Source organism: Fimbriimonadaceae bacterium, assembly GCA_019638795.1.
In the GTDB taxonomy this organism is placed as follows: Bacteria; Armatimonadota; Fimbriimonadia; order Fimbriimonadales; family Fimbriimonadaceae; genus JAHBTB01.
On sequence record JAHBTB010000002.1, the window covers coordinates 202081 to 227851 of the forward strand.

Here is a 25771-nt window from a genome sequence, read left to right on the forward strand (position 1 = left end):
CCACCGCATCGGAGCACGCGCGTGCTACGTTCTTTAGTCTTCGAACCTGCTCAGATCCACTGGCTTCGTGCGCCCCGCCAAAAGGTCGTTCCAACTCTCCCTTGCCTTCGGGTTTTCGGCGAACAGCCGCTCCAAGGTGTCCTCTTCCCGCTTCAACTGTTCTCGGATGGCGTGTCGAATCCACTCTGAAACACTAGCAAACTCGCCTTTTTCAAGTTGCATGTCGATCTGGCTGACAAGGCCGCTCGGCACAGTGATCGTGAGCCTATTGAGTTGTGGTGTGGTCTTTGTCATTCCATTACCTCCGTGGTGGCGGCGAACCGCCATAACAGAGACAAGTGATCGGTTACCTGCAATTAGGTCTCCAAAGGTTCCCTGCCGTACAAGCACAGGGCTGCTTTGAATTTGGCCTTGCCAAAGCCAGAGCCTCAGGCGCCGATCTGTTCTCTCGTCCGCTTCGGTCAGGTGGCTGCCGCGGATTTCTCCGTGAAGTCAGTCTGTCTGGACTCTCTTCAACTTGAGGGACGAGCGACCTGACCATATCGTAGCACAGTCTGCGACATATGTATGACAAAATATGACTTTATCACACAAGCCTCGATGAATTACCTAGGGCACGCGGCGGACGCGGACATGCCTGGCGAGCTTGGACGCGGCCTCGACATTGGTCCGGTGGCCGCTCCGGTCGGCAGTCACATTGAGGACCGCGGCGGGGACGCCGCTGAGAGCGAGGTCGCCGACCAAGTCGAGTAGTTTGTGCCGGGCTGGCTCGTCGGGGTAACGGACGTCGGTCATGTAGCCAGACTTGCCGATGGCGACGACCCCGCCCTCGTCCAATCCCTGCCCCAATCCGGCGCGTCGGGCCAAGTCGATCTCTTCCTCCAGGACGATCGTGCGTGCCGGGGCGACCTCGGCGGCATAGGGCCCGGCGTGGAGGTCGGTCTCGAACGACTGCTCACCCGGCCACCGCTCACCCAAGTCATAGGTGTAGCGCCACCGCCCTTCGCCGGTCGCCATCGCGACCTTCACCGGACCGTCCACGTGGTAGACCCGACTGAACGGGCCGTCGACATGGAGTTCACCGACACCCAAGAAGCCGGCTTCCCGGAGCGCGGTGACGTAGGGTAGCGCCGAACCGTCAAGGCCAGGCAACTCGCCGCCTTCGACTTCGACCGCGGCGTCGGTGACCCCCAGACCCCACAGGGCGCTCAGGCAGTGCTCCACGGTCGAGACGGGGCCCAGCCGGGTGCAACGGGTCGTGTCGGTCACGTTGTCGGCATTGGCCTCGACCGCGGTGCCGCCAGAGATGAAGTGGATCCCGTGGCCCGACGGCCGGACCACCACGCGGCATGGGGCTCCGGAGTGCAGACCCCGGCCAGCGATCGTCACGTCGCGGGCGACGGTCAGCCGTGGGACGACCCGGGTCAAGCCTTCGGCCCCTTCGCCGCCGCTTCAAGGTCGCGCACCCGCTGAAAAACCTCAGACAGCTTGGTCAAGAGCGCGTAGGTGCGCATCGCCTTGCGCACGGGCTCGGCGGGCGTACCCAGATAGGCGCCGGGTTCGGTGATGTCTTGCATGACACCGGTGCGGCCGCCTAGGACGACGTCGTCGCACACCACGGTGTGGTCGGCGAGGGCGACTTGGCCGCCCATCGTGACCCGGGAACCGACCGTGCAACTGCCCGCGACGCCGACGAGGGCGGCCATGACGCTTTGGTCGCCGACGGTGACGTTGTGACCGACCATCACAAGGTCGTCAAGTTTGACGCCGTCTCCAAGGGTCGTCGCCCCGCAGGTCGCCCGGTCGACGCAACTGTTCGCCCCGACCTCCACATCGTCGCCGATGACGACACCGCCGACCTGGGGCACCTTGACTTGCCGTTTGCCGTCCCAGACAAAACCGAATCCGTCCGCACCCAAGACAGCCCCCGAGTGGACGACGCACCGCCGACCGAGCTGCACGTCTTGCACCAAGACGGCGTGGGGCATGAGCACTGTCCCTTCACCAAGACGGCAACCAGGGCCGAGGTAACTGGATGCGAGGAGCTTGCAACCTTCCGCCACCGTCGCGTCGGCCCCGACGACGACGTAGGGCCCGATCGAGCAGTTTCCAGCGACGTGCGCAGTGGGGTCGATGACGGCGGTGGGGTGGACCCCTGGCGGCGCCGACAGGGGCCGGGCCGACATCGCCAGCACGGCACCAAACGCCCGCCGGGGGTCGTCGACCAAGATTCCGGCCTTACCCTGGAGATCGGACCCTGTCCGGGCAATGACGGCGCCGACACCGCTCGCCAACGCCTTGGCCAGATACTTCTCGTCACCGGCAAAGGTGATGCCCTCGGGATCGTCGCTCCCGGCCGGCACAGGCCGGACGACGACGGTGGCCGGGTCTCCGACCAAGGTGCCTCCTAGCGCCGCGGCGATTTCGGTCAGGGTCTTGTGTTGTACTGGCGGCTCCATCGGGCGAACTCCTCCGTCACGTCGCGGGCTTTCTCGCCAGGTTGGGCGAGGCGATAGTTCTTCAGCTTCAAAAAGACCTCGACCCTTGGCGAACGGACCGTCTCGACGGATTTCGTCTCCTTGGGCAATGCCGAGACCCCCATGGGCGCCAGGGTCACCTCTTGGGCTCCGGTGGCCGGAACAAAGACACCAAACTCGACGCCCGGCGTCTCGATATCGGAGGTGGCTCCACTCAGGATGTCGGCGGCCTTGGCCTTAGCGTCCTCTTTGGCCCGTTCGTCAGCGGCCATATACTTCGCGGCGATCTTGCGGAGCTTGTCGACATAGGCGCTCCTGACCGGCGAGGACAACAACTCGACCCTGGCCCAAAACTCGTCTTCACGCTTGACGATGCTCTTGCGGACGAGGGCGGCCTGCTCCAGCTCTTTCTTGCCCACCAGGTCGTTGCGGCGGGGCTTGCGGCGGGAGTTGGGGTCTGGGTCAGGGAAACCGACCAGCCAGGCCAGCCTGATGCGGTCACGGCCCATCGCGTCGGCCTGGGCATAAAACGCGGCAGCCAGTTCGTCCCACAGTTTCTCCCGCTCCTTGCTGTACTCGGCGTTCACCGCCATGAGCTCGTCGGCCCGGCTCGCGCGCAAGGACTCCAGGTCTTTTTCATACAGCCTCGCCGCCAGGTTCTCAAGCTCCAAGCGTTGCGATTCGCGTAGGTCGGCCAGGGCGTCGGCGACGCGGACGGCATCGACATCGGACGCTACCGACCGGGGTTCGGCGGCAGGAACTTTGACATGCGCACCGGAAATGGTGCGGCCCACGGACGGAGTCCCGGTTGCGGGCCGGGCCAGGGCAGGCGTCGCGGGCATGTCAAGGCGGACGGCTTCCAAGGCCGGCGCACAACCCGCGACGGCGGCTCCGGCCGCGGCGACGGCCAGAAGGCGGAGGTCGGCCTTACCCCTTGGCATCCATCGCCTTGACGGCGTCTTCGGTCAAGTCGTTAGCTGAGAACATGACGACACTGGACTCGAAGACCATCGTCACACCCTTCTTCCCTGCTACCTCTTTGACGGCGGCCTTGGCGGCAGTCAGGAGGTCGCCCTGCATTTTGCGGTTCATCTCGTTGAACTCGTCGTCGAACTCCTTCTGCATGCTCGGGATGACCTTCTCCTTCATCGTGTTCCGGCGCGCGTTGAGGCCCTCCAACTTGGTGCGGTCTTCGGGAGTCGGTGAGCTCTTGAGGTTGAGGTCGTTGAACTCTTTCACCGACTTCTTGATCTCGTCCTTCAGGGCTTCGACAGCCGATTTGTCCGCGTCGGTCGGGTTCTCCTTGAGCGACAACTGGCGGAGGCGGTTCGCCTGCTCCTCGGTGGCGACGTCGTTGGTGTTCAGGAACTCCAGCACGCCGGTGCGCTGGCGGAAGTTGCCTTGGAGGCTGTCACGCGTCTTCTGGCCCTTCTTGCTCTCGTTCATGACCTTGTTCATGTCAACGACGGCGAACTTGTCTTGGCCGGTCTGGAAGCCGGCCGAGGCCATGAGGCCGAGCCCCAGAAGGGCGGCCGCGGCCAGTGCGATTGCGTGGTTTTTGCTCATAAAGGTCACTACCTGTCGGACTCCTTCCCTGGTCTCCCGTTTCAGAAACTTTGGCCGAATGAGAAGTGGGTCCTGGAACCACCCTCTTGGTTGAAGGCAAGGTCGACGCGGATGCCGCCAAGGCCCTGGACCCGGAAAATGATGCCCAGCCCGTATCCAAAGTGCAAGTTTGGACTGGAAGATTGCTCAAAGTCGTTCAACTCGCCGTACCCTCCCCAAGCTCCGCCGTAGTCACCGAATGCGGCAAGGGTGAAGTTCTTCTGGATCGGGTGCCGGTACTCGAGAGTGGCGAGGAAGGACTGGCTTCCCCAAAAGCGCTGGTTGGTGTATCCGCGGAGTGAGTCCGAACCGCCGACGAACAACTGCTCGAAGAACGGCACGGTGCCGGAGATGTTGCCGTAGCGGGCCCGAAACGCGATGACCGGACGCGGGGCGATCTCGATGTCGGCGTTAGGGTCGGCCGCTCCCTTCTTGGGCTTCGGCGTCTTCGACCAGTACTTGCGGTACTCCAAGGTCGAGCGGAGGAACGTGCTGCTGCCGACGAGGTCCTGGTACGAGGCGACGTTGCCCCCGACCTTCGTGATATTGCTGTACCCCGGCTCCAGGGTCAATTTGAAATTGTCGCCCGCGTAGGGCTCCGCGCCCCCACGGGTCGTGTCATATTCGCCGCCCAGGCTCAGGCTGACCAAAGTGCCGTCCTGCTGGATGTAGTTCTGCGTCCCCGTGGTCTGGAGGTCGATGGTGCGGGCGTCGCGGGCCTGGAGCCCAAGATTGACACGGTAGCGCTTGCTGACCGGTCGGCTGAAGTTCAACTGCATGCCGGTGCGCCGCTCGTCGAACTGGTCGGTTTGGTCGTCACCGGTGCCAAAGACGCCGTTTCCGGCAAAGTTGTAGATGACTTTGGAGAAGAGCCGGAAGCTCATCACCGTGTCTTTGGCGTCATAGAAGCGGTTCGTGAAACCAAACTCGGCGCTCGGGCCGCCGCCGACGGTGGCCTGGCTCAATTGGACGCCGACGCTCTGGCCAAGGCCCTTGAAGTTGGTGTCCCCATAGCTGAGCGTGCCGACGATGCGGCTCTGGGGGTCCAGGGCGATACCGGCGTTGATCTGGGCCGTGCGCGCCTCGTTGAAATCAATGTTGACGACGTACCCACCGGGGCGCTCGCCCAATTGGACGTCGGGCTTGATCTCGTCAAACCAATAGGTGCTCCCCAGGCCGTACAGGTCGCTGCGGAGCAGTTCCCGGTTAAACGTGCCGCCCGGCTTGGACTTCATCATCCGCTTGATGGTCTCTGGCTTGGTGCGGGTGAGGCCGCGGAACTTGATCTGCTCGATGGTGGGTTCCAGCACGGCGACCGTGAGGGTTCCCGGAGACTCCAGTTGGGGGCCGACCATCTCGAACTCGACGAAGATGCCCTCCTTCTCGTACAGGGCCTTGACCGCGTCCTTGATGGGGCTGGCATTGCGCGACGACCAGATCTTGCCCATCTGTTGGACGCCGCGGACCGCCGCTTCAATGTCGGCGGCCTTGACCGCCAGGTTCCCCGTGACCCGGACTTCCTTGATCACGGGATATTCGCTGACCTCGACCTTCAGCTCGATGTCACGGTCGTTTGCGGGGAACTGGAATATCTTCGCGTCTCGGAAGTAGCCGAGGTCTAGGATCTTGTCCTGGTCAGACTTGCGGTCCTCTTCTGTGAAGGTCGAGCCGACCTTCAGCTTCATTGCCGCCGCGATGGCGACCTCGCTGATCTCCTTGTTACCGCTGATCGTGATCTTGGACACGATCCGGGCCTGTTGCGCCATCGCGAGCGAGGCTGCCACGGCCAACACGACCGCCCCTAGAATTCGACGAAACTCCATGCCTGTCCTTGATCCAACCAGAAACGCTAGTTTAGACGAGCACATTACCCCGGTGACACGGTCAGGGCACCGACCGGGTCAAAAACGGATGGACCAGCCGAAGCCCAGCTTCCACGGGACGTCCTGGTCTTGCGACAACGTGAACCGGACGCGGCTGAAGAACCGGTCTCGGAACGGCGGCCGGTAGCTCAAGGCGATCTCATACTTCGTCCGGCCAAAGGTCGGTTCAGCTAGTTGGCGGACGCCCTGGAGCATGAAGCCCCGGCCCAGGTTCTTCCCCGCGCGGACGAGGGCCTGGTCAAGCGGGTTGTAGTCGAGGAGCAGGTAGTCGAGGCCAAGCCCTTGGGCAAGGTTTTCGGTCAGGCCGGCGGTCAGCGTGGGAAGAGCGACGGAGTAGAAGCTGTCCCGCAGGCCCTGGGACGAGCCCTTGCCCAGCGCGCTGTCGGCAAGGGACTCGATGAGCTGGCGCTCACCAAGGATGGCCATGATCTGCTCGTTGGTCAGGTCTGGAGGGTCGCTTGTGCCAATGATCTGGAGAGGTGTGTCACCCAGCAAGTTGCCTTTAATGTCCAGGTTGACCGTGTACGTCTGGTACTGGTCGCTTGTCTGCCGCGCGGTGACGACAGTGCGCCCGGTCAGGTCGACATCGACCCTGACGCTTGGCGGGTAGCCCTCGACCAGCACCTTGATCCGGCCGTCTTCGTCGAGCGTGATGCGGTTGCTCGGCAGGCGGAGGGCCCCGCCGTCAAGTCCCAGTTCGGCGGCAAAGTTCGGGTCAGACAGGCTCCCCGACAAGACTCCGGTTCCAAAGAGGTTGACCGACGCGGCCGCCACGTTGACCTGGGTGCCATGGTCAGCGACCACCGTGACGTTGTCGAAGACCGGGTCGACCAGTGGCTTGTCGGGCATCGCGCCGGGGGGCGGCCCGGGCGCCACGTTGAGGGCGGCCCCATGAAGCTCGACCCGCCCGCCGACAGTCGGCTCGTCCAGGCGGCCCGCCGCGGTCAGTTGGCCGTCCAGGACAATCGCCGACGTCCGGTCAGCCCCGTTCATCCGGCCACGCCACCCCAGCTTGTCCATAGTGAGCATGGCGTTGACCGTGGAACCGGCGAGCAGGTTCTCTACGCTGAACGCTTGACGGAGGGCCTCGTCTGCGTCCAGGTCGGCGTCCAAGGCGACCGTCCCGCCGAAAGGACTGGTGGCCGACGCCTTGATCTTGGCTGAACGTCCACCAAAGTCAATCTGGGCCGCCACGTCGCGGACAGGTTCGGCCAACGACTTCAGCTTGAGCATGCTCTGGCCCTTGCTGTCGGCCACAACCTTGGCAGTACCCCCGACAAGGATGTCGCCCTTCCTTGCCGACACCTTGATCTGGGCGGAGACGCTGCCCGTCGTGCCCGCCTCTTCGATCTCCGGCCACAAGCCGGCCAGGGCGGCAAGGGGGCGGTCGTCCATCCGGACGGCCACACCCACGGGGCGGGTGTCGTCGACACCCCAACCGACCGTCGGAAGGTCGAGGGTGAAGCCGCCGGTCAGTCCACCCTGGACTTGGTCAGTCGCCACGGTGAAGTCTCCGTCGCTGACGAGCAAGCCGTCTCGCCAGGTGATTTCTGAGACGTTGGCGGAGAGGGGGATGTTGACGCGCCCACCGGCGCCGTCGCGCAAGACCACCTTGTCCAGCTTGGCCGAGCCTCGGGCGACCGGCGCACCAGACTTGCCCGAAAAGAGCATGGTCGCCGACGCGGTGCCCTGGTCAATGTCGACGCCAGGGATGAAGGCCCCGACGTCGGCCATGGACAACCCGACGACCTCGAGTTTGCCCGCCAAGTTGTCGCCTCCGTCGAGAGAACCGGTGGCGTCAATCCGGGCGTCGCCCTTGGTCCAGAGTAGCTGTCCCAGGTTCCATTTGCCCTTGCTGTAGTCTCCGTTTGCGACCAGGTCGCCCATGGGCCGGCCGTCGGCGCTGATGTCGTCGACAGTGAGACTTGGGACCGAGACGACGGGCTCGGTGGCCGTGCCCGATACCTCGACATGGGCGCTGACCGACCCACCCAGCGTCTGGACCATGTTTCGGGTCTCCAGCGGGATGTCAGGGGCCCTGGCCAAGGCTGCCGTAACCGCCTGACGAAGGCCAAACTCGGCGATGTCCGCTTGGGCCGCGACCTTGTCTGATTCTATGTCATAGTCCATGGCGACAAGATGCACGTATCGGTCGATTGTGCCGATGAGTCCTGACGCGCGGAAATGACCCCCCGACAGCTCGGCGTCGATGTCTCCCGAGCCAAGTTCGAGATGGGCTAACGAGAGTGAGTCGATCTGGGCGCGGGCGTAGCCGCCCGGCATACCGACGCCCGGGTCGCCCCACACGAACTCGCCGGACGTCGTCCCCTCGGTTGAAAGGTCAAGGGCGTTGGGGACTAGGGACGCAAGATTGACCTTGTCCCAGCCCCCCGCGAACGACATCGCCAAGGTGTCAAGCTCAAGGAACCCGTCGGCTGTCACCTGTCCGCCGCCGACGGTGGCCTTCGCCCCCGTCAGGTTGATTTGGCCGCCGTCAAGGGTGACAAGGGCTGAGGCGTCGTCAATGCGGACTCCCTGGGCCACCAATCCGACCGAGGTGGCCCGGGTGTCGGCCACGATCGCGTCCAGAGTGCCGCCGATGTGGCCGTCGGTCAGGTCGACCTGACCGACGACCTCGCCTTGGGTCAGGCGCGCGACGTCGAGGTCCTGGGCGGTGAAGTCTGCTGCCAGCGACCGTTCGACGAGGTCCACATAGCCCGTGCCCGTCAGCCTTCCGCCGAGGAGCCGGGCACGGAACTCACTGACCGTGAGCCCTTCCCGGTCACCAGTGTAGAGCGCGACGACCTGGGGGACGGAAAGCTCGGGAGTCTCGACGCCGTACGCTTCGACCCGGCCTTCGTAGTGCCAGCCGTCGACCGGCCCGGTCACGGTCAAGTCGGTGGCCACGGTGCCCTGCACGGTGTCAAAGAAGGGTTCGAGCCTTACCCCGGGGACACTGGCGCGGAGGTCGAGCACCTTGTCTTGGATGTCGATGGTGCCGGCCAACTTGGCCGCTCCGGCCGCGCCACTGAAGAGGCACCGGTCAAGGGTCACCTTGCCGTCCTTGAGCGACGCCCGGGCCACGAGGTCGCCCAGTTCCACCGACGGCCCGTCGGGGCGCAGCCAGGCGACCTTGGCCGCCCCGTCCATGGTCGCGGTGAGGTGAGTCGTCGTGCCCGCCACGATGACCTTGGCATGCCCCGGCGCGACGAAGTGGAGGTCGCTGTCGCGAGGAAGGAGCTTGGCAAAGTCGTCACGGGTCTCGGCGAAGCCCTTGAGTGCGCCGGACTTGATGTCCAGGTCGATCCGCCCCGACCAGTCCGTGCCCATCAGACCGATGCTCTTGGCGACCAAGGCGACCCGGTCGCCGCTGACCCCTACCGTGCCTTTGACCTTGTCGAGGTCCAGGCCGCCCGCCGAGACTTTGTCGGCGGTGAGGTCCCCGACGACCACGGGCCGGCCGTCGCGATAGCTGACCGACCCCGCATACACCGCGTTGCCAAACCGGACGTCCTTGGGCAGGGCCCTTGCCAAGACGGGCCATGCGTCCGCCCGCGACCGGACGGTGGCGCGGAACTTGCCTGCCGCGGCGACTTGGTCGCCGAAGGCGACGACCCCGTCAAACGTGGCCGACCGGCCTTGTTCCGTGGCCCGCGCGACGACCTTCATTTGGTCAAGCCCGCCGCGGACCTCGGCGGTCACCTCCGCCCGTTGCAGAGTGTCGCCGACGGTCAACCCCCCGGCCTTCAGATCGAGGTCGCCCGTCGCCGAGATCCGACCTGCCTTCCCGGTGAGCTGCATCCGGCCCCGTCCGGCGAGGGTTTCGGCGCTCCAGTCGCCCCCTCGGCCGGGGGCCCACCGACGGGCCGGTTCGACGAGCCAAGCAAGGTCGCCACCCGAAAGACGGACGTCAGCCGACCAATCGCCGTCGGGTTTCGCCCACGCGGCGACCGTCGCCGCCCCCTGCACGTCCGCATAGGCCAGGGTGTCGCCGTCGGCCCGGGCGACGGACAGGTCTTTGACGACGACCCGGCGGGCCAGCGGTGTCGGGCCGGTGAGGTCGCGGTAGTTCAGGGTGAGCCGGTCGACTTCGACTTCGAGGCGGGTCTTGTCCGGCTCGCCAGTGGGTTTCGGGAGCAGCCCGGCGACATTGACCTTGCCGTTCTTGCCCCGCTCCAAGCTTGCCTCGGCCGACTTGAGCACGACGCGGAAACTTCCGGGCCGGTTTGCGACGAACGCTTCGGCCGACCGTCCGACGACTTGGCCGTCGGGCCGGGACAATGAAAGCCCCTTCAAGAGGACCCGTTGGTTGACGACGTCGATGACGTACGAGTCGGCGCGGAGGGTGACGACCCCGTCGGACGAGAGGTACGCATAGGTCACGGGTTCCCCTGGTGCCAAGACCGTCGCGACGCACGCGCGGACGTATTCGACGCCCCAGGCGAGCATGAAGAGGGCGGGCACCCACGCCATCCCGACGCGGGCGAACCAGAGGATTGTCCGCCACAGACGCTTGCCCACTTCGACTAGACCTTCCCGTCAAGAATAACGGGAAACGCCCCTTACGATGGAGAGACGGCCTGGGGCAGGGTCGTGCGTCGTTTCATTTGCGCATCAAGGCGGTCCAGCCGCTCGCGCATGACTTTTTCGCTGAAGGCGATCGCGTTGTAGCTTGACCGGACAAAGGGACCGCTGGCCACGAAGGCGAAGCCGATCTTCTCGCCGATGTCTTCGTACTCTTTGAAGACGTCGGGATGGATGTACTCGACGACCGGAAGGTGCTTCATCGTGGGTCGCAAGTACTGTCCGATCGTCACCGCGTCGACGCCGTGGTCGTAGAGGTCGTGAAGAGTCTTGACGACCTCGTCCTTGGTCTCCCCCAAGCCCAGCATGAGGCCCGACTTGGTGTAGATCGTCGGGTCGATCTCCTTGACCATTTGGAGAAGGCGCATCGTGCGGGCGTATTTGGCCTGGGGACGGACGATGGTGTGGAGCCGTTCGACGGTCTCGATGTTGTGGTTGTAGATTTCGGGGTGGGCCTGGCAGACCGTGCGCACACATTCTTCGTCACCACGGAAGTCGGGAGTGAGGACCTCGACGATCATGTCGGGGTTTTCGCGGTGCAGGGCGTCGATCGTCAGGGCGAACTGGCCGGCCCCTTGGTCAGGCAGGTCGTCTCGGGCCACACTGGTGACCACGACGTGCTTCATGCCCATCGTCTTGGCGGTCTCGGCGACATGGAGGGGCTCGAAGATGTCGACGGTCTCGCCCCGGCCGACTTTAATGGCACAAAAGCCGCAACTCCTCGTGCAGGTGTTGCCCAGGATCATGAAGGTGGCGGTCTTCTTGGACCAGCACTCGGGAAGGTTAGGGCAGCGCGCGCTTTCACAGACAGTGTGCAGGTTTTTCGACCGCATCATCTGCTCGACCTCCTTGATCGTGTCCGGGCGAGGAAGCCGGATCGTCAGCCACTCGGGGAGGCGCTGCGCCATAGCTTGATATTGTACTTACGACAGACCAGGGTCCCCGGGGTAAGCAGACTGCTTGCTAGACTGGAGCCATGGACGTTCGCCTGATGCGGTGGGGCTTAGTCGGAGCGGGGGCCGCGGTCGTGGCCTGGGGCTTGGCGACGTCGGCGTTCAAAGGGTCTGTCACCGCCGGGCCGGTCGTGTCCAACTCGGTCAACATGGCCCTCGAACCACGCCACCCGGTGACGGAGGCGATGCGACGGTCGGCCGAAGCGGTGCCCGGCCTCGTGGCCCCCGAGATCGAGTTGCCCGACACGTCGGGGAAGACGGTCCGGCTGTCCGAGCTGGTCGCCAAGGGGCCTGTTCTTGTCGTGACGATCAAAGACGGGTGCCCGTGCAGCATCGAAGCCCAGCCGTTCTTCAACCAATTGACCAAAGACTTTGCCGGAAAGTTCTCGATCTTGGGCGTGACCGACGCGACTCGAATCAAGGCGGAGAAATACAAGATGGACTTTGACGCCCGGTTCCCCATCGTCATCGAGCCAGGCCGCAAGACATTTGACGCCTACCACGCGCTCAATTCGGTGTATTCGACGCTTATTGGTCGCGACGGGGTCGTGATCAAGCAATATCCTGGATATTCGAAGCGGATCCTGGAAGACATGAACACTGAAATTGCGAAGGCGACCGGTGCGGCCCCCGCGACCCTCGACCTTGCCGACGCGCCGGAGCGGGACAGTTCAGGTTGCCCGTTCTTTGAGGGGACGCCAAAGACGTGAGGCGGCTACCGGCCGAATGGCCGTACCTTGGGGCGGTCTTCTTCGACATGCTGGGCTTCGGGATGTTGATCCCGGACTTCCAGCTGCGCGCCGAGGCGCTGGGAGCGCCAGGGATCCAGATCGGGGCGATTCTGGCCCTTATGTTCGTCGTCCAGCTCCTGACCTCGCCACTTTGGGGCCACGCCAGCGACCGGGTCGGTCGGAAACAGATCTTTCTCGTCTGCACCGGGCTCTCCGTCGTGAGCATGGTGATCTACGGGGCGGCGACCACGGTGGCATGGATCACGGTCAGCCGGTTTGTCGCCGGGCTCGGGGGCGCCAACATGGCGGTCGCCCAAGCCACGGTCTCCGACCTGACCGGCACCGAGGAGCGCACGCCCGCGCTGGGCCGCCTGGGCGCGGCGATGTCGACGGGTCTCGTGCTTGGCCCCGCCCTAGGCGGCCTGGTCACCGCGTCGTTCGGCTCGGCGACACTCGGCTACTTAGCGGCAGCCTTCTCCGCCACCGGTCTCCTGCTGGTCGCGGTGGCCGTCCGACCGTCCTCGGCCCGTGTCTCCCCTGGTGAGCCGAAGGAGAATCGGTCCGGACTGCTGCGCGAGCATCCGGGCGTCGCGTCTCTGGTCGCGCTGGCCGGGGTGGCGTGGTTCGCGTTGTCCTGTCTGGAAGGCACCTTCGGACGGCTGATCAAACACAACTTGGGCTATGGGTCGAGGGAGTTCGGCATCGTCTTTTCCTATGAGTCGGCGGTGGCGCTCGCTGTCCAGGCCCTGGCGCTCAGGTGGCTGGTCGCGCGGTTCCGTGAGCGGACGCTGCTTTGGTCGTCGTTCCTCCTTCAGGGCGTGGGGCTCAGCCTGACCCCGCTGGCCCCCCATTTGGGCGGACTGCTCGTCCTCAGCTCGCTCTATGCCTCAGGGACCGGAGTGGCCAACCCGACGATCAGCGGCATGGCGAGCAAGGCGGTGCCGTCGGAACGGCAAGGCGAGCTGTTCGGCATCATGCAAAGCGCCCGTAGTGTCGGCTTCGTCGGAGGGCCGGTCTTGGGGGGATGGCTGTTCGACATGCACCCCGCCTGGCCGTACTGGATGGCAGGAGCCGTCTGCGCGGCCGCCGCCCTCGCCACGGCCTTCGGGCCATGGGCCGCGCCCAAGCCTAGCCAGGCTGGTTAGAAACCAGGTACCACGGGCCATGATCCTGAAGTCGATCAACTACTGGTCGTACCCCGGCGGCCTTGACGCGACGTTGCCCTTGCCCCAGTTCTTCGCATGGGCCAAGGACCACGGGTACGAAGCGGTCGAAGTCTGCGTCTCGGAAGACGGCGTGCTGGGATTGGAGACCAGCGAGGCGGACTGCGCCGGAATCTTGGCCCAAGCCGACGCGGCCGGGGTCAAGGTCGCCAGCGTGGCCTCTGGCCTGTACTGGGGCTACAACCTGGCCAGCGCGGCCGCCGAAGACCGCCAGCGGGCCAAGGACGCGTTGGCCAAGATGCTCCAGATCACCGCGTGGCTCAGGTGCAAGACTTTGCTGACGATCCCGGGGGCGGTCGATGTCTTCTTCCTCCCCGACCGCCCGACCCAAAGCTACGACGAGGTGACCGGTCACGCCATCGAAGGCCTGAAGGCCCTGGCCCCGACCGCCGAGTCCTTGGGCGTGCGCATGGGGATCGAGAACGTTTGGAACAAGTTCCTCTTGTCGCCGATGGAGATGGCCCGGGTGATCGACGAAGTCGGCGACAAGGCGTGCGGCGCCTACGTCGACGTGGGCAACATCTTGCCCTACGGCTACCCCGACCAGTGGCTGCGCATCCTCGGCCACCGGGTCGCCGGTGTCCACTTCAAAGACTTCCGCCGCGCCGTCGGCACCGCCGAAGGCTTCGTCGACCTGCTGGAGGGCGATGTGGACTGGCCCGCCGTGATGGCGGCGATCGAGGCGGTCGGCTACTCGGGCCCGGTCGTGGCTGAATTGATCCCTGGCTACCGGCACTACCCCCTCGTGCGGGCCAAGAACGCCTCGAACGCGATGGACGCGATCTTGGGCCGAGGTTGACCGCGGGTCGTGACGCCTTCTGCCCCCCGACAGGGGGTAGAAGGCGACATGGACAAACGCCACTACTTGTTCCAGGCCCTGCGCCTCAGCCCTGCTGCCGTCCGAAGCGTCGTGTCGGCCGTGCCGACGAGCCGGCATGACGACGCCTTGGAACCGGGCCGGTTCTCGCTCCGGTTCGCCCTCGCCCACCTGGTGGACTGGGAACCGATCATGCTCGGCCGGATCAGGCAATGCGTGGAAGAACCTGGCTCGACCGTGTACGGGATCGACGAAGGAGAACGGGCGGTCGCGGAGCACTACGAGACCTGGGGCGTGCCTGCCACGCTCGACCGGTTCGACAAGGAGCGGGCCAAATTGGTGGAGTACTGCAGTAGCCTGAGCGACGCCCAGTGGGACAGCGTGGCCGTCCACAACGAGCGCGGCCCGATGTCGGCCCAAGACTGGGCGTGGACCGTCGCCGGCCACGACATGTACCACCTCGAGCAGTTCGCCGCGTACCTGCGGTAAGGCTGAGGCAGGCCCCTCACATCATGTTGTAGGGGTCGACGTCGATGACAGTGCGGACATCAGAGGACTCGATGCCGCGGACCGCAGCCAGGACTGGGGAGAGGTCGGCACCGGGGTCCAGCTTGAGCAACACGTGCTTGCGCCACTGCTCGTTCAGCCTTTCCAGGGAGCAGTCGACGGGGCCGAGCACCTCGGCGTCGGGCAGGGCGGTACGGAGCCGTTGCCCAGCGGCGGCGGCGTGCTCGACCACCGCTTGGCGCACCGGCCCCGAGAACACGACATTGACGAGGAGCCGGAACGGCGGGTAGTCGACGGCCTGCCGCTCCTCCTTCAACGCCCGGTAGAGCGACTCGTAGTCATGACTTTGGGCGGCGACGACCGAAGGGTGCTCGTGACTCAGCGTCTGGATGAAGACACGGCCCGGCTTTTGACCCCGGCCCGCCCGCCCCGCCACCTGGGAGAGGAGCTGGAATGTCCGCTCGCTGGCGCGGAAGTCAGGGATGTTGAGCGAGATGTCGGCGGCGATGACCCCGACAAGGGTGACGTTGGGAAAATCGAGGCCCTTGGCGACCATCTGGGTGCCGACAAGCACGTCTAGTTCACCGCCGCGGAACTTGGCCAAGGTCTCCTCCAGGGCGCCTTTCCGGCGGACGACGTCGCGGTCGAGCCGGGCGACCCGGGCGGTCGGGAAGTGGACGGTGACGGCCTCTTCGACCTTTTCGGCCCCGACGCCGAACGCGTTGACTTTATCGCCGCAGCAGGCAGGGCATTGGTCGGGGGCCGGGACGTCGTGGTCGCAATGGTGGCACCGGAGCCGGTGCTCTCTTCGGTGGAACGAGAGGGTCACGGCGCACCGTGGACAGGTGAATCGGTGGCCGCAGTCGCGGCAGACGACGAAGGGCGCGTAGGCCCGGCGGTTGAGGAAGAGGATCGCCTGTTCTCCCGCGGCCAGGGTCTCACCGAGCGCTTCGTGCAGAGGCGGGGCAAAGACAGACGCGCGGTGTTCGCGGAACATCTCGGTCAGGTCCACCAGGTGGACGTCGGGCAGGCGGGCGCTGGCGGCGCGCTTGTCCATGCGCAAGAGCGTGGCCTGGCCGGTCTCGGCCTCATAGAAGCTCTCGACCGACGGGGTCGCCGAACCCGTGACGAGGGGGCATCCGTGCCGGCCCGCCATCCAGACGGCGACGCGCCTGCTGTGGTACCGAGGGGCGCTCTCCTGCTTGTAACTGGCCTCATGCTCCTCGTCCATGACGATGAGGCCGATGTCATGGAGCGGCGCGAAGAGGGCCGAACGGGCCCCCAGCACGACGGGCGCTTCCCCACCGCGGACGCGCAGCCAGGACTCAAGCCGTTCCGCCGGAGTCATGTTGCTGTGCAGGACGGCGACGCGCGGGCCGAACCGGGCGCGGAGTTGGGCGATGACCTGGGCGGTCAAGGCGATCTCGGGCACGAGATAAAGCACCTGCCGACCCCGCTTGAGTGCCTCTTCCGCGCAGCGGAGATACACCTCGGTCTTCCCCGACCCGGTGACACCAAAGAGGAGGAACCGCTCGGGCCTCCCGGCCCGGACCGCGGCCGACACGGCGTCGATGGCCGCCTGTTGTTCCAGGTTGGGTTTGGGGGGTCGGGCGGCCACCGTCTCGTCCGTCGACGGTACGAGGAGCCCGGCGTCCACCAGGGCTTTCACGGTCTGGTCGGTCACCCCGCCGAGGCTCTTGATCTCTTGGGCCGAAAAGCTGGCCCCCTCGCTACCCTGCAGCCGCATCAGTGTCACCGACTGGGCCGGTTTGCGGCGGCCAGGGCCGGCGAGGAACTTCTCGACTCTCTCGTTGTCGGGAGTCAGCCGAAGGGGGCCGACCGCCCCTCGCCGGGCCACGGCCGGGGCTAGGGCGAACACCTGTCGCGCTAGCCCGAGTCCTTCGAGGTCGAGAAGGTGGCGCTTCGTGCCGCCCGGCAAAGGCTTGGCCTTGGTGTCGACCACCGCTTTCTCTTGGAGGACACGGAGGCATTCCTGCAGGGCGGGCGAGAGATCACCCCCGCCTTGGCGCCCGGTCCACTCCCAGGTCGTGACGAGACGGTCGCGGGTCCCGGGAGGCACGGCGGGGCCGAGGGCGGTAGACAATGACGACAGGGTCTGGCGGGCGACCTCGTGGACGAGGTCAAGGGTCGGAGGGGGAAGTTCCATGCCACGGACTTGGGGGCCCACTGGCTTGAGCATCGCCGGGTCGAACCCGAGGCCTTCAGGCTCGACCTCGCGGACGGCGAGGACGTAGCCGACCGCCACGCGCGGCCCGAGAGGCACCAAGTGGGCGTCCCCTACCCGCAAGCCGGGACGGGCAGCGTAGGTGTACACCGCGTCCGCGCCGGCGGCCCGGCTCTCCATGCCGACATCGGCCACTAGGATCCGTTCCGGCATCGACACAAAGCTACCCGCGCCATGGCCGGCCCGGGGGGCCGTCGAGATGTCGTCTCCTCATGATCCAGGGAACGCCCGAGTGCGTTATCCTGGGGAGACGATGCGCTACTTTGTCGTGGTCGGCGAGGCCGACGAGGGGCCGTTCACGTTCGACCAGCTCAAAGAACTGGCGGCCAAAGGCGAGATAAGGCCTGATTCGACCCTGCGACCAGAGTCGGGGGGCGATCCGGTGGCGGCAGGATCGCTGGGTGGGTTGTTCGCGACACCTCCTCCCCAGACGGAGTCAGTGTCCCCTCCTTCCCCGCCGTCGTACACCGCGACCACGGGACGAAGCCCGGCGATGGTCGCCGCCATCGCTGTCGCCCTGATGTGCGTGGTGTGCCTCCCCGTCGGGGGAGCGCTCCTCTATCCGGTGTTTGCCCAGGCCAGGCTGGCTGCCCAACAGACCGCTGACATGAGCAGACTCAGGAAGATCGGCACCGCGACCCTGATGTACGCGAGCGAGCACGACGACCGCTTCCCCCCGGTCATGGACTCGGGCTCAGGCGTCCTGCCGTTTGTCGCTTCGAATGTCGTCTTGGGCGCAGAACAGGCGGTAGAGACGGTGTTCAAAAGCACAAACCCCCGGAGCGACAACTTTTCCGGTAACAGTCTCCTGGCCAGTCAAAACGCCTTCGCGATGGAGCATCGAGACCTCACGCTCATGTTCTTTGACTCGATGGACTGGCAGGGTGGCGTGAGATGCTTGCTCACCGTCGACGGCTCGGTGCGCAAGAGCAGGGGTGACCGGGTCGTCAAGGCGGTCGCGAACAAGGGCGTCCTCAGTCCCCTGGACCTGGGCGCGGGTAGCCGTTAGCCATGCTCATCCCTTCCCCGCGCTGAACTTCAACCGGGTCAGGGTGCGCATCTGGACCAGGGTGAAGCCGATGAGCATCGCCCCCATGACCCAGGCGGCGGCGGTCGCATAGCCGAACTTGAGGAACTGGAACGCGTTCGTCCAGATCTCGAGGCCGAGGACGTGGGTGGCGTAGACCGGGCCGCCCCCGGTGAGGATGAAGATGCCCTCCATCGCCTTGAACCCGCCGATGACCGCGCCGAGCAAATTGATGAGCAAGAGGGGCCGAAGGCCGGGGAACGTGATGTGGCGCAGTTTGTGCGCCCAGCTGGCCCCGTCGAGATCGGCGGCCTCGTACCGTTCTCCGGGGATCTGCTTGAGAGCGGCAAGATAGAGGATCGACCCGGGGCCCGCCCCCGCCCAGATGCCGGGGAGCACGACGGCGAGCATCGCGAGCTTTGGGTCGCCCAGCCAATCGAGGGCGAGCGGGACGTGCTGGACGCCGGACACACGGTCCCACAGGGCGGCGAACGGGTCGAGCAAGGAGTTGAGCAGACCTTGGGGCCCCCGGTCGTAGATCTGTCGCCAAAGGAAGGCGACGACCACCGAACTGGTCATCGCGGGAAGGTAGTAAAGCGTCCGGTAGAACACCTTGGCCCGAGGGATCTCGTTGAGCCCGACGGCCAGAAAGACAGGGAGCAAGAACCCGACCCCGACCGACAGACCGACGAAGACAAGGCTGTTGACGACCGACCGGTAGAAGATGGGTTGGGTGAAGACCTCGATGAAGTTGTCGAGGCCGACCCAGTGACTGCCCTTGATGATCTTGAAGTCTTGGAACGCGATGACCAAGCCCCGGGCAAGGGGGACGTAGGCCCAGAAAAAGATCGTGCCGGCCGCAGGCAGGAGCCACCAGAACAAGAACCGGGCGACCCGGCGGCGGTCGGTCCCCGCGGCGAGCCGGTCTTCGACCTGGGCAAGGCGGGACCGGGCCCTTCTGACCGCGACCCACCCGAGCCAACCACCAAGGGCGGCCAGAAAAACCACCAGCCCGGTGGCCCACCCGCGTTGGCGGGCGAGGACGGCAGGCGGGGTGTAGCCGAGGAGCTTGCGGTCCATCTCCGCGGCGACTTGTTTGAGGATGACTCGGGCGGGGGTGCTTTCGTGCCGGGCCCGCTCCAGCGCACCGTCGAGGACCGAATAGACCTGCTGGCAGTTGTGGCCGTATGGTTCCGGATGCCCATGCTTGAACAGTTCGCGGTTGGCTTCGGCGTAGCTGGGGTCGACCTGCGTGGCCAGGTCGTGCCGCCCGATCTCCTCCAGCACGGCAGGATTGACAAACTTGGAGAGCCCGGCGTCAATGAACCGCTCCGCACTGATGCGGGCGCCCTGCTGGCTCGCCCAGAACTTGATGAAGCGCCAGCAGGCGTCCAGCTTGTTGGGGTCCTTGACCTTGCTGCTGACCGCCCACATGCCTGCGTTGACTTCGTTGGCGTGGCCGGCCGGCCCGGCCGGCATCTGGGCGATGCCGATCAACTGGGCGGGTATGTCGCTCTGGTTGAGCACGACGTCCCCGGTGTAGCTGAACCACATGCTGATCTTGCCTGCGGCGATGTCGGCAGAAAGGTCGGCGGTCATGCGGCTGATCGGCCCGTGCTTCAGGCCGTCCTTGCCGGTCCACTTCTCTGTCGTCAGCCGCCGGAAGTAGTCGAGGGCCACCGCACCTTGAGGCGAGTCGATAGCCGATTTCCAGACCCCGGACTCGGTGGGCAGGGCGACTTCGCCACCGGCTTGCCACAGGAAGTTGACCCACCAATACGCCTGGCTCTGGGCCGAGGTGCCGAAGGCGAATCCGTTCCGGCCCGGCTTGCTGTCGGTGAGCCTGCGGCCATATTCCAGGAACTCGGCCCAGTCGCGGGGCGGTCGGTCCGGATCGAGGCCGGCCTCCAGGAAGTGGTCGCGGCGGTAGTAGAGCGCTTGGGCGGCCTGAAAGAACGGCACCGCGTACAAGTGGCCGTCGTAACTGCGCAGGACGCGGAGCACCTCGGGCGTGATGCGGCCGATAATGTCAGGGTCGTTCTGGACGAGGTCGTCAAGCGGGCGACAAAACCCTTGGTCGATGAAGTTGTAGTACTGGCGGAAGTTCACGTAGAACACGTCCGGCGAGGTGTCGCCCGCCATGGACATGAAGAGGCCGACCTCTTGAGTGTCGGAGGCCAGCTCAAGCCCGCCGGCGTTGGCGACCTGGACGTCGGGGTTCTGTCGGTGGAACTCGTCGAAGATGGCGCGTCGGGCGACCGAACGGGGGTCGCTGGCGTTGGGTGACGGGACGGCCCACGTCTTGGCCATCATGCGCACCGTCGTGACAGGGCGGTCTTGGGGCAGGGCGAGCGACGCCATGGCCAAGACAAGAGCGGCCAAGGTCGCCCTGAGCATGCCGCAAGTATACAAAGGCGGCGTCAGCTTTACCGCTGACGCCGCGCTGGAACCTGGGCGGGGCAATCAGCCCCGGCGGCGGCGACCGACGAGGGCGGCGACGCCTAAGCCGAGGACGGCCATCGTGGCCGGCTCGGGCACCGCCGACGACGTCATCGACGCCGAGTAGGTGTCTCCGTCCGCCGAAGTCTGCGGATTGGCGAACGAGAAGGCAAACTGCTGGTCGATCCAGTTGCTCGCTTCGGCAGGGATGCTCGACCCGCTGAAGGTGACGTTCTGCAAAGAGGCAAAGCTGGCTCCAAACCCGAACGGCGCGACAAAGGTGCCCGCGTCCCAGGTGATGGTGAGGACGTTTGAATCCGACCCCGTGCTGAACACAGCGGACCCGGCGGCGACGTCCTTGACGGCCCCGGCACCCGAGTAGGCGACGGGAGCCATCGCCAGGGTCACGTCGGAGTAAGTGGTGCCAAGAACGTTGAGCTCGATCCCGGTATAGGCGGCTCCGATCGTCGAGCCGGTCACAGTGAAAACAACAAGGTCGGACTCACCGATGGTCGGGTCTTGGAATGACGCGACCGTGAACGCATGGCCCAGGGCGGCGACAAGCGCGCCACCGGCAACCAACAAAATCTTCTGCATATCTCCCTCAAACCTGAGCCGCACAGATTGTCGCGGCTGCACCAGTAATATTACTGGCCGCACAAATACTGGGCTAGTCAAGTTTGGGACAATAGGGCAATTCAGGTATTTCTGCGAGGTTGACAACGAGGCGTGCGGTTGCCAGCCGGCGGCAATACTGGTATACTGATGTCTAACACTCTGGGTGAAAACAGGACACCACGACTATGGCGATAGACAAAAGCAGCACGGGGGACAAAGAGAAGGCGCTGGAGATCGCGCTTCAGCAGATCGAGAAGTCGTTTGGCAAGGGCTCGGTCATGCGCCTGGGGGGAGCCGACCAAGAGCCCGTCGAGGCCATCTCGACCGGGTCCCTTTCGCTGGACGCCGCGCTGGGGATCGGCGGCCTGCCACGTAGCCGCATCACCGAGATCTACGGCTCGGAGTCGAGCGGCAAAACCACGATTGCCCTGCACGTCATCGCCCAGGCGCAGAAAGCCGGGGGCATGGCCCTGTTCGTCGACGCCGAACACGCCCTTGACCTGGAGTACGCGAAGCGGCTCGGAGTGGACGTCGACCGCCTTTACGTCGCCCAGCCGACGACCGGCGAAGAGGCTTTGGAGATCATGGACTCGATGGTCCGGTCCGGCGCGATGGACGTCGTCGTCCTTGACTCGGTCGCCGCGCTCGTGCCGAAGGCCGAGATCGAGGGCGACATGGGCGACAGCCACGTCGGCCTCCAAGCCCGGATGATGTCCCAGGCCCTGCGCAAGCTCGGAGGCTCGATCAACAAGACCAGGACGGCGGCGATCTTCATCAACCAGATCCGCGAGAAGATCGGGGTCATGTTCGGCAACCCGGAGACGACCCCCGGTGGCCGCGCCCTCAAGTTCTGGGCCAGCACCCGCCTGGAGGTGCGCCGCGGCGAGTTCCTGAAGAACGGGCCCGACGCCTACGGTGCCCGCACCAAGGTCAAGGTCGTGAAGAACAAGGTGGCCCCGCCGTTCAAAAACGCCGAGTTCGACATGATCTTTGGCGAAGGCGTCAACCGGGCCGGCGACGTTCTCGACTTGGCCGTGGAGCACAACTTCGTCAGCAAGGCGGGCACGTACTACAACTACGGAGAGACCCGGTTGGGACAAGGTCGAGACAACGCCCGGGGCTACCTGGACGAGCACCCTGAGGTCCTCGACGAATTGGACGGCCTTGTGCGCCAAAAGCTGGGCGTGAAGGCCCGCGGAGCCATCTCGGAGACCGCCGTGGTCGGCGGCGCCCTCAACGTGTGACTTCCCGCGACCGCGCCTTCGAGATCGCGTGGGCCGCAGTCGGCCGATCCGAAAGGACGGCCAGCGAATTGGCCCGCCACCTGACGGCGCGCGGGATCGAGGCCGCCGACATCGACGCGGTCGTCGCCCGGCTGATCGAACTGGGCTACGTGGCCGACGGCCGCGTCGCCGACGACGCTGTCCAGTCGGCCAAGTCCGGTAAGCCGGTGGGACGAGACAAAGTGCGGGCAAAGCTCTTGTCGCGCGGAGTGGACGAGGCCGTGGTGGACGAGGCACTCGGCACCATGGACCACGCCGGCGAGGTCGAGCGCGCGACGACACTCGCCGCCAAGCTGGGCACGGCGGCGGGGCCGGCCAAGGTGGCCAGGTACCTTGCCGCGCGGGGGTTTGACGAAGAAACCGTCCGCGACGTGGTCGAACGGCTCTTTCCCGACTGAGACATGGCGAGCAGCGACGAATTGATGACGCCCGGTGAGGCGGCGGCGGCGGCCAAACGCCTGTTGCTCAACGTCGTCCGTCGCGCGGCGGCCTCCGCAGTGGCCGAAGGCACGACCGTGGTGGTCCCCTTGCCTAGCGAAGACATGAAGGGCCGGCTGATCGGCCGGGACGGCCGCAACATCAAGGCGTTCGAGTCGGTCACCGGAGCCGACCTCATCATCGACGACAGCCCGGAGTCGGTGACCGTCTCCTGCTTCGACCCCTTGCGGCGCGAGGCGGCCCGGATGACCCTGGTCGGACTCGTCTTGGACGGTCGCATCCACCCTGGCCGGATCGAGGAGATCCACGAGAGGACCCTGGCTGACATCGAGGCCAGCCTGGTCGACGCGGGCCACGACGCGGCTGCCCGGGCCCAGGCAGGCCCGCTGCCCGCTCCTGTCGCCCACGTCCTTGGTCAACTGAGGTTCCGCACCAGCTACGCCCAAAACGTCCTTGAGCACAGTGTGGAGGTGGCGCGGCTGGCTTCCCTGCTCGCGGGAGAACTGGGGGCCGACGACGCGGTCTGCCGCCGGGCTGGGCTGCTCCATGACGTCGGCAAAGCCCTCGGTGCCGAGTGGAAAGGGCCCCACGCCCTGGCCGGCATGGAGTTCTTGAGGCTCCACGGCGAACAGGACGAAGTGCTGAAGGCCGTCGGCGCCCACCACGACGAGATCCCTTGTGACACGCCGGAGGCCGTCGTCGTCGCGACCGCCGACGCCCTAAGCGCGGCCCGGCCCGGCGCACGGCGCGAGAAGGTCGAGGCCCACATCGAGCGGTTGGCGACGATCGAGTCTCTGGCGACGGGCCTCGCTGGTGTCGAGAAAGCCTATGCGGTGCAGGCGGGGCGCGAGGTCCGCGTCTATGTCCGCGCCGACCAGATCGACGACGCTGGGGCCCAGCGGGTCGCCCAGCAGGTCGCGAGGCGGATCAAGGCCGGCGTGGAGTACCCTGGCCCCTTGCGCGTCACCGTCATTCGTGAGTTTCGTGTCACCGAGGTCGTGGGCCAGTGACATACCGCATCCTCTTCCTCGGCGACATCGTGGGCAAGCCAGGGCGCACCGCCGTCCTCGAGGCGCTGCCGAGCCTCCGGAACGCCCATAACCCCGACATCGTCATCGTGAACGGCGAGAACAGCGCCGCCGGGGTCGGGATCACGCCCGACATCGCCGACGAGCTTTTTCGCAACGGCGTTGACGCCGTCACTCTCGGCAACCACGCCTTCAATAAGCGGGAGATTTTCGACTACCTGGACAAGGGCAAGCCCATTGTCCGGCCCCACAACATGTCCAAGGGCGTGCCGGGCCGTGGCGTGTGCCATGTGCAGAAGGGCCAGGTCGACTTGGCCGTCGTCAACCTCTGCGGGCGCGTCTTCTTGGACGGTTACGGTGACCCCTTCGCCGCGGTCGACGAGCTCCTGCCCCACATCGGCACCAAGCACGTCTTTATTGACTTTCATGCCGAGGCGACCAGCGAAAAGGTGGCCTTCGGCCACTACGTGGACGGTCGCGTGTCGGCGGTGGTCGGCACCCACACCCACATCCAGACCGCGGACGAGACGGTTCTGCGCGGCGGCACCGCCTACATCACCGACGTCGGCATGTGCGGCCCGGTCCCGAGCGTGATCGGCATGGACAAGGACATCGTGCTGCGGAAGTTCGTGTCAGGCTTGCCGACACGCTTTGAAGTCGCGAACGAACCTGGTGTAATCTGTGGAGTAGTCATCGACGTCTCAACAGAGACAGGGCGCGCCGTAGCGATCAGCCGGTTACGGCGTCCATAAGATGTGCAGAGGCTGCAAAACCAGGGGCCCGACATGAAACTTTGGATCAAAACCACGACTTTGGCCGCGTTCTCCTTGGCGGCCGTGGTCGGCCTGTCACAGGAGATTTACGCGCCGACCCGCACCGCCAAAGACCAAGGCATCTCGCTCAGCTCTTGGGGCAGCGGCACAGTGAAGGAGGCCGACGAGGCCGCGTTCGAAGGCACGACTTCGATCCGCGTGTCTTCGCGCAACTACTTCCAGGGTGGCATCCTCAGATTTGCGAACCCGGTGAACGTGGGAACCGCGTTTAACGACAAGAACAACCTGTTGCAGTTGATGGTGCTTGTCCCAGGCAAGAACCAAACGTTTGGGGGCACCGGTGGCGGCAAGTTCGGCGGCGGCGGATTCCCTGGCGCGGGCGGCTTCCCCGGTGCCGGCGGCCGTGGCCCGGCCGGAGCTGGTGGCGCGGGTGGCCGTGGACCGGCGGGCGCCGGCGGAGCCGGTGGTGGTGGCGGTCGTGGGCCAGCGGGCGCCGGTGGAGCCGGTGGCGGTGGTGGCCAGCGCGGCCCCGGTGGTGGGCCGGGATTGCCCGGTGGCCCTGGTGGGCCGGGAGGATTCCCGGGCAGCAAGGGCGGGCAGTCGGCAACTTCGACCGAAGTCCCCGCGCTGACCCATGTGCGCGTCGTCGTCGGCACCAGCGACGGCAAGATGTCGGAGGCCTACGTCGACCTCTCGTCCACTTTTGCCGGCAAGGAAGGTTGGGCCCCCGCGGGGATCCCGCTCCAAGCCATCAGCGGACTTGAGAAGACGAACAAGGAGATCGTCTCGATCGCCTTCTCAGGCGACAGCGTGAGCACGTTCTACATCGGCCAGATCAAGATCGTGAACGATCCGACGCCGATTTACGGCGAAATGAACACGCGTGCCGACCTCAACCTTGCCGTCGGCGACGAATACACGTTTGTCGGCAGCGGTTATGGTGGCGCCACGGCCCTTAAGTACGAGTGGTGCTTCGACTCGGCGAACTTCGCCGGAGTCGACGCCGAGGGCCAGACCGTCACGCGGCGCTTCCGCAAGCCGGGCGACTATGTCGTCAAGTTGACGATCTCGGACGCCTATGGCCTGAAGAAACCGTACTCGACGACCATCAAAGTCACCGTCAACCCCTGAGGCCGACTT

Annotated in this window: 21 protein-coding genes; 10 read left to right on the top strand and 11 right to left on the bottom strand. The window is 65.7% G+C overall.

Features of this window, described 5'->3' with window-relative positions; all coding sequences use genetic code 11:
* Nucleotides 1-33: 33 nt before the first annotated feature.
* From KF857_04420 to lipA, 8 genes are all read right to left on the bottom strand, one after another.
* Nucleotides 34-252, bottom strand: coding sequence for a hypothetical protein (locus KF857_04420; GenBank protein MBX3111232.1), 219 nt, complete (start codon nucleotides 250-252; stop codon nucleotides 34-36).
* 357 nt (nucleotides 253-609) lie between these two features.
* Nucleotides 610-1428: a UDP-3-O-acyl-N-acetylglucosamine deacetylase gene (locus KF857_04425; GenBank protein MBX3111233.1), complete on the bottom strand. Its 819-nt coding sequence runs from the start codon at nucleotides 1426-1428 to the stop codon at nucleotides 610-612.
* Complete coding sequence (gene lpxD, locus KF857_04430; protein ID MBX3111234.1) at nucleotides 1425-2459, bottom strand: UDP-3-O-(3-hydroxymyristoyl)glucosamine N-acyltransferase; 1035 nt, start codon at nucleotides 2457-2459, stop codon at nucleotides 1425-1427. The genes KF857_04425 and lpxD overlap by 4 nt, the downstream gene beginning before the upstream one ends.
* Nucleotides 2429-3418 carry a hypothetical protein gene (locus KF857_04435; protein MBX3111235.1) on the bottom strand — a complete coding sequence of 330 codons (990 nt, stop codon included), beginning with the start codon at nucleotides 3416-3418 and terminating at the stop codon, nucleotides 2429-2431. Before KF857_04435 ends, lpxD begins: the two co-directional genes overlap by 31 nt.
* Nucleotides 3405-4043 (bottom strand): OmpH family outer membrane protein, encoded by a 639-nt coding sequence (locus tag KF857_04440; GenBank protein ID MBX3111236.1) that lies wholly within the window; start codon nucleotides 4041-4043, stop codon nucleotides 3405-3407. Before KF857_04440 ends, KF857_04435 begins: the two co-directional genes overlap by 14 nt.
* 41 nt (nucleotides 4044-4084) lie before the next feature.
* On the bottom strand, nucleotides 4085-5866 hold the full coding sequence (locus KF857_04445; protein MBX3111237.1) for a BamA/TamA family outer membrane protein: 1782 nt from the start codon (nucleotides 5864-5866) through the stop codon (nucleotides 4085-4087).
* Between the two features lie 117 nt (nucleotides 5867-5983).
* Nucleotides 5984-10486 carry a hypothetical protein gene (locus KF857_04450; GenBank protein MBX3111238.1) on the bottom strand — a complete coding sequence of 1501 codons (4503 nt, stop codon included), beginning with the start codon at nucleotides 10484-10486 and terminating at the stop codon, nucleotides 5984-5986.
* A 41-nt stretch (nucleotides 10487-10527) separates the two neighbouring features.
* Nucleotides 10528-11457, bottom strand: coding sequence for a lipoyl synthase (gene lipA / locus KF857_04455; protein MBX3111239.1), 930 nt, complete (start codon nucleotides 11455-11457; stop codon nucleotides 10528-10530).
* Between the two features lie 68 nt (nucleotides 11458-11525).
* On the opposite strand from lipA, the gene KF857_04460 reads away from it, so the two are divergent.
* The 4 genes from KF857_04460 to KF857_04475 are packed head-to-tail and all read left to right on the top strand — an operon-like array spanning nucleotide 11526 to nucleotide 14762.
* Nucleotides 11526-12212, top strand: coding sequence for a redoxin domain-containing protein (locus KF857_04460; protein MBX3111240.1), 687 nt, complete (start codon nucleotides 11526-11528; stop codon nucleotides 12210-12212).
* On the top strand, nucleotides 12209-13378 hold the full coding sequence (locus KF857_04465) for an MFS transporter (GenBank protein ID MBX3111241.1): 1170 nt from the start codon (nucleotides 12209-12211) through the stop codon (nucleotides 13376-13378). The genes KF857_04460 and KF857_04465 overlap by 4 nt, the downstream gene beginning before the upstream one ends.
* A 19-nt stretch (nucleotides 13379-13397) precedes the next feature.
* On the top strand, nucleotides 13398-14255 hold the full coding sequence (locus KF857_04470; GenBank protein MBX3111242.1) for a sugar phosphate isomerase/epimerase: 858 nt from the start codon (nucleotides 13398-13400) through the stop codon (nucleotides 14253-14255).
* Nucleotides 14256-14303: 48 nt separating this feature from the next.
* Nucleotides 14304-14762 carry a DinB family protein gene (locus KF857_04475; GenBank protein ID MBX3111243.1) on the top strand — a complete coding sequence of 153 codons (459 nt, stop codon included), beginning with the start codon at nucleotides 14304-14306 and terminating at the stop codon, nucleotides 14760-14762.
* A gap of 16 nt (nucleotides 14763-14778) precedes the next feature.
* On the opposite strand, the gene priA is transcribed toward KF857_04475, so the two are convergent.
* Nucleotides 14779-17178 carry a primosomal protein N' gene (gene priA, locus KF857_04480; protein MBX3111244.1) on the bottom strand — a complete coding sequence of 800 codons (2400 nt, stop codon included), beginning with the start codon at nucleotides 17176-17178 and terminating at the stop codon, nucleotides 14779-14781.
* A gap of 79 nt (nucleotides 17179-17257) precedes the next feature.
* On the opposite strand from priA, the gene KF857_04485 reads away from it, so the two are divergent.
* Entirely contained in the window at nucleotides 17258-18034 is a 777-nt protein-coding gene (locus tag KF857_04485) for a DUF4339 domain-containing protein (protein MBX3111245.1), read from the top strand.
* A gap of 6 nt (nucleotides 18035-18040) precedes the next feature.
* Here the strand turns inward: KF857_04485 and KF857_04490 are convergent, their stop codons facing one another.
* Nucleotides 18041-20449, bottom strand: coding sequence for an extracellular solute-binding protein (locus tag KF857_04490; protein MBX3111246.1), 2409 nt, complete (start codon nucleotides 20447-20449; stop codon nucleotides 18041-18043).
* A 66-nt stretch (nucleotides 20450-20515) separates the two neighbouring features.
* Nucleotides 20516-21088 (bottom strand): PEP-CTERM sorting domain-containing protein, encoded by a 573-nt coding sequence (locus tag KF857_04495; GenBank protein MBX3111247.1) that lies wholly within the window; start codon nucleotides 21086-21088, stop codon nucleotides 20516-20518.
* A 206-nt stretch (nucleotides 21089-21294) separates the two neighbouring features.
* Between KF857_04495 and recA the strand changes: the two genes are divergently transcribed.
* From recA to KF857_04520, 5 genes are read left to right on the top strand one after another with little or no spacing between them, the layout of a single operon-like run.
* Nucleotides 21295-22353 carry a recombinase RecA gene (gene recA / locus KF857_04500; GenBank protein ID MBX3111248.1) on the top strand — a complete coding sequence of 353 codons (1059 nt, stop codon included), beginning with the start codon at nucleotides 21295-21297 and terminating at the stop codon, nucleotides 22351-22353.
* Nucleotides 22350-22790 carry a regulatory protein RecX gene (locus tag KF857_04505; protein MBX3111249.1) on the top strand — a complete coding sequence of 147 codons (441 nt, stop codon included), beginning with the start codon at nucleotides 22350-22352 and terminating at the stop codon, nucleotides 22788-22790. Before recA ends, KF857_04505 begins: the two co-directional genes overlap by 4 nt.
* Nucleotides 22791-22793: 3 nt before the next feature.
* Nucleotides 22794-23840, top strand: a complete 1047-nt coding sequence (rny, locus tag KF857_04510) for a ribonuclease Y (protein MBX3111250.1) — start codon at nucleotides 22794-22796, stop codon at nucleotides 23838-23840.
* Nucleotides 23837-24610, top strand: coding sequence for a TIGR00282 family metallophosphoesterase (locus KF857_04515; GenBank protein MBX3111251.1), 774 nt, complete (start codon nucleotides 23837-23839; stop codon nucleotides 24608-24610). Before rny ends, KF857_04515 begins: the two co-directional genes overlap by 4 nt.
* Before the next feature lie 33 nt (nucleotides 24611-24643).
* A complete protein-coding gene (locus tag KF857_04520) occupies nucleotides 24644-25762 on the top strand; it encodes a PKD domain-containing protein (protein MBX3111252.1) in 1119 nt (372 codons plus the stop codon).
* Nucleotides 25763-25771: the final 9 nt, after the last annotated feature.

Excerpts from the sequence above, each read along its gene's own strand:
- lpxD (MBX3111234.1), bottom strand. The coding sequence starts at position 2,459 with ATGGAGCCGCCAGTACAACACAAGACCCTGACCGAAATCGCCGCGGCG.
- KF857_04435 (MBX3111235.1), bottom strand. The coding sequence starts at position 3,418 with ATGCCAAGGGGTAAGGCCGACCTCCGCCTTCTGGCCGTCGCCGCGGCC.
- KF857_04440 (MBX3111236.1), bottom strand. The coding sequence starts at position 4,043 with ATGAGCAAAAACCACGCAATCGCACTGGCCGCGGCCGCCCTTCTGGGG.
- lipA (MBX3111239.1), bottom strand. The coding sequence starts at position 11,457 with ATGGCGCAGCGCCTCCCCGAGTGGCTGACGATCCGGCTTCCTCGCCCG.
- KF857_04460 (MBX3111240.1), top strand. The coding sequence starts at position 11,526 with ATGGACGTTCGCCTGATGCGGTGGGGCTTAGTCGGAGCGGGGGCCGCG.
- KF857_04470 (MBX3111242.1), top strand. The coding sequence starts at position 13,398 with ATGATCCTGAAGTCGATCAACTACTGGTCGTACCCCGGCGGCCTTGAC.
- KF857_04475 (MBX3111243.1), top strand. The coding sequence starts at position 14,304 with ATGGACAAACGCCACTACTTGTTCCAGGCCCTGCGCCTCAGCCCTGCT.
- priA (MBX3111244.1), bottom strand. The coding sequence starts at position 17,178 with ATGCCGGAACGGATCCTAGTGGCCGATGTCGGCATGGAGAGCCGGGCC.
- KF857_04490 (MBX3111246.1), bottom strand. The coding sequence starts at position 20,449 with ATGCTCAGGGCGACCTTGGCCGCTCTTGTCTTGGCCATGGCGTCGCTC.
- KF857_04495 (MBX3111247.1), bottom strand. The coding sequence starts at position 21,088 with ATGCAGAAGATTTTGTTGGTTGCCGGTGGCGCGCTTGTCGCCGCCCTG.
- recA (MBX3111248.1), top strand. The coding sequence starts at position 21,295 with ATGGCGATAGACAAAAGCAGCACGGGGGACAAAGAGAAGGCGCTGGAG.
- rny (MBX3111250.1), top strand. The coding sequence starts at position 22,794 with ATGGCGAGCAGCGACGAATTGATGACGCCCGGTGAGGCGGCGGCGGCG.
- KF857_04520 (MBX3111252.1), top strand. The coding sequence starts at position 24,644 with ATGAAACTTTGGATCAAAACCACGACTTTGGCCGCGTTCTCCTTGGCG.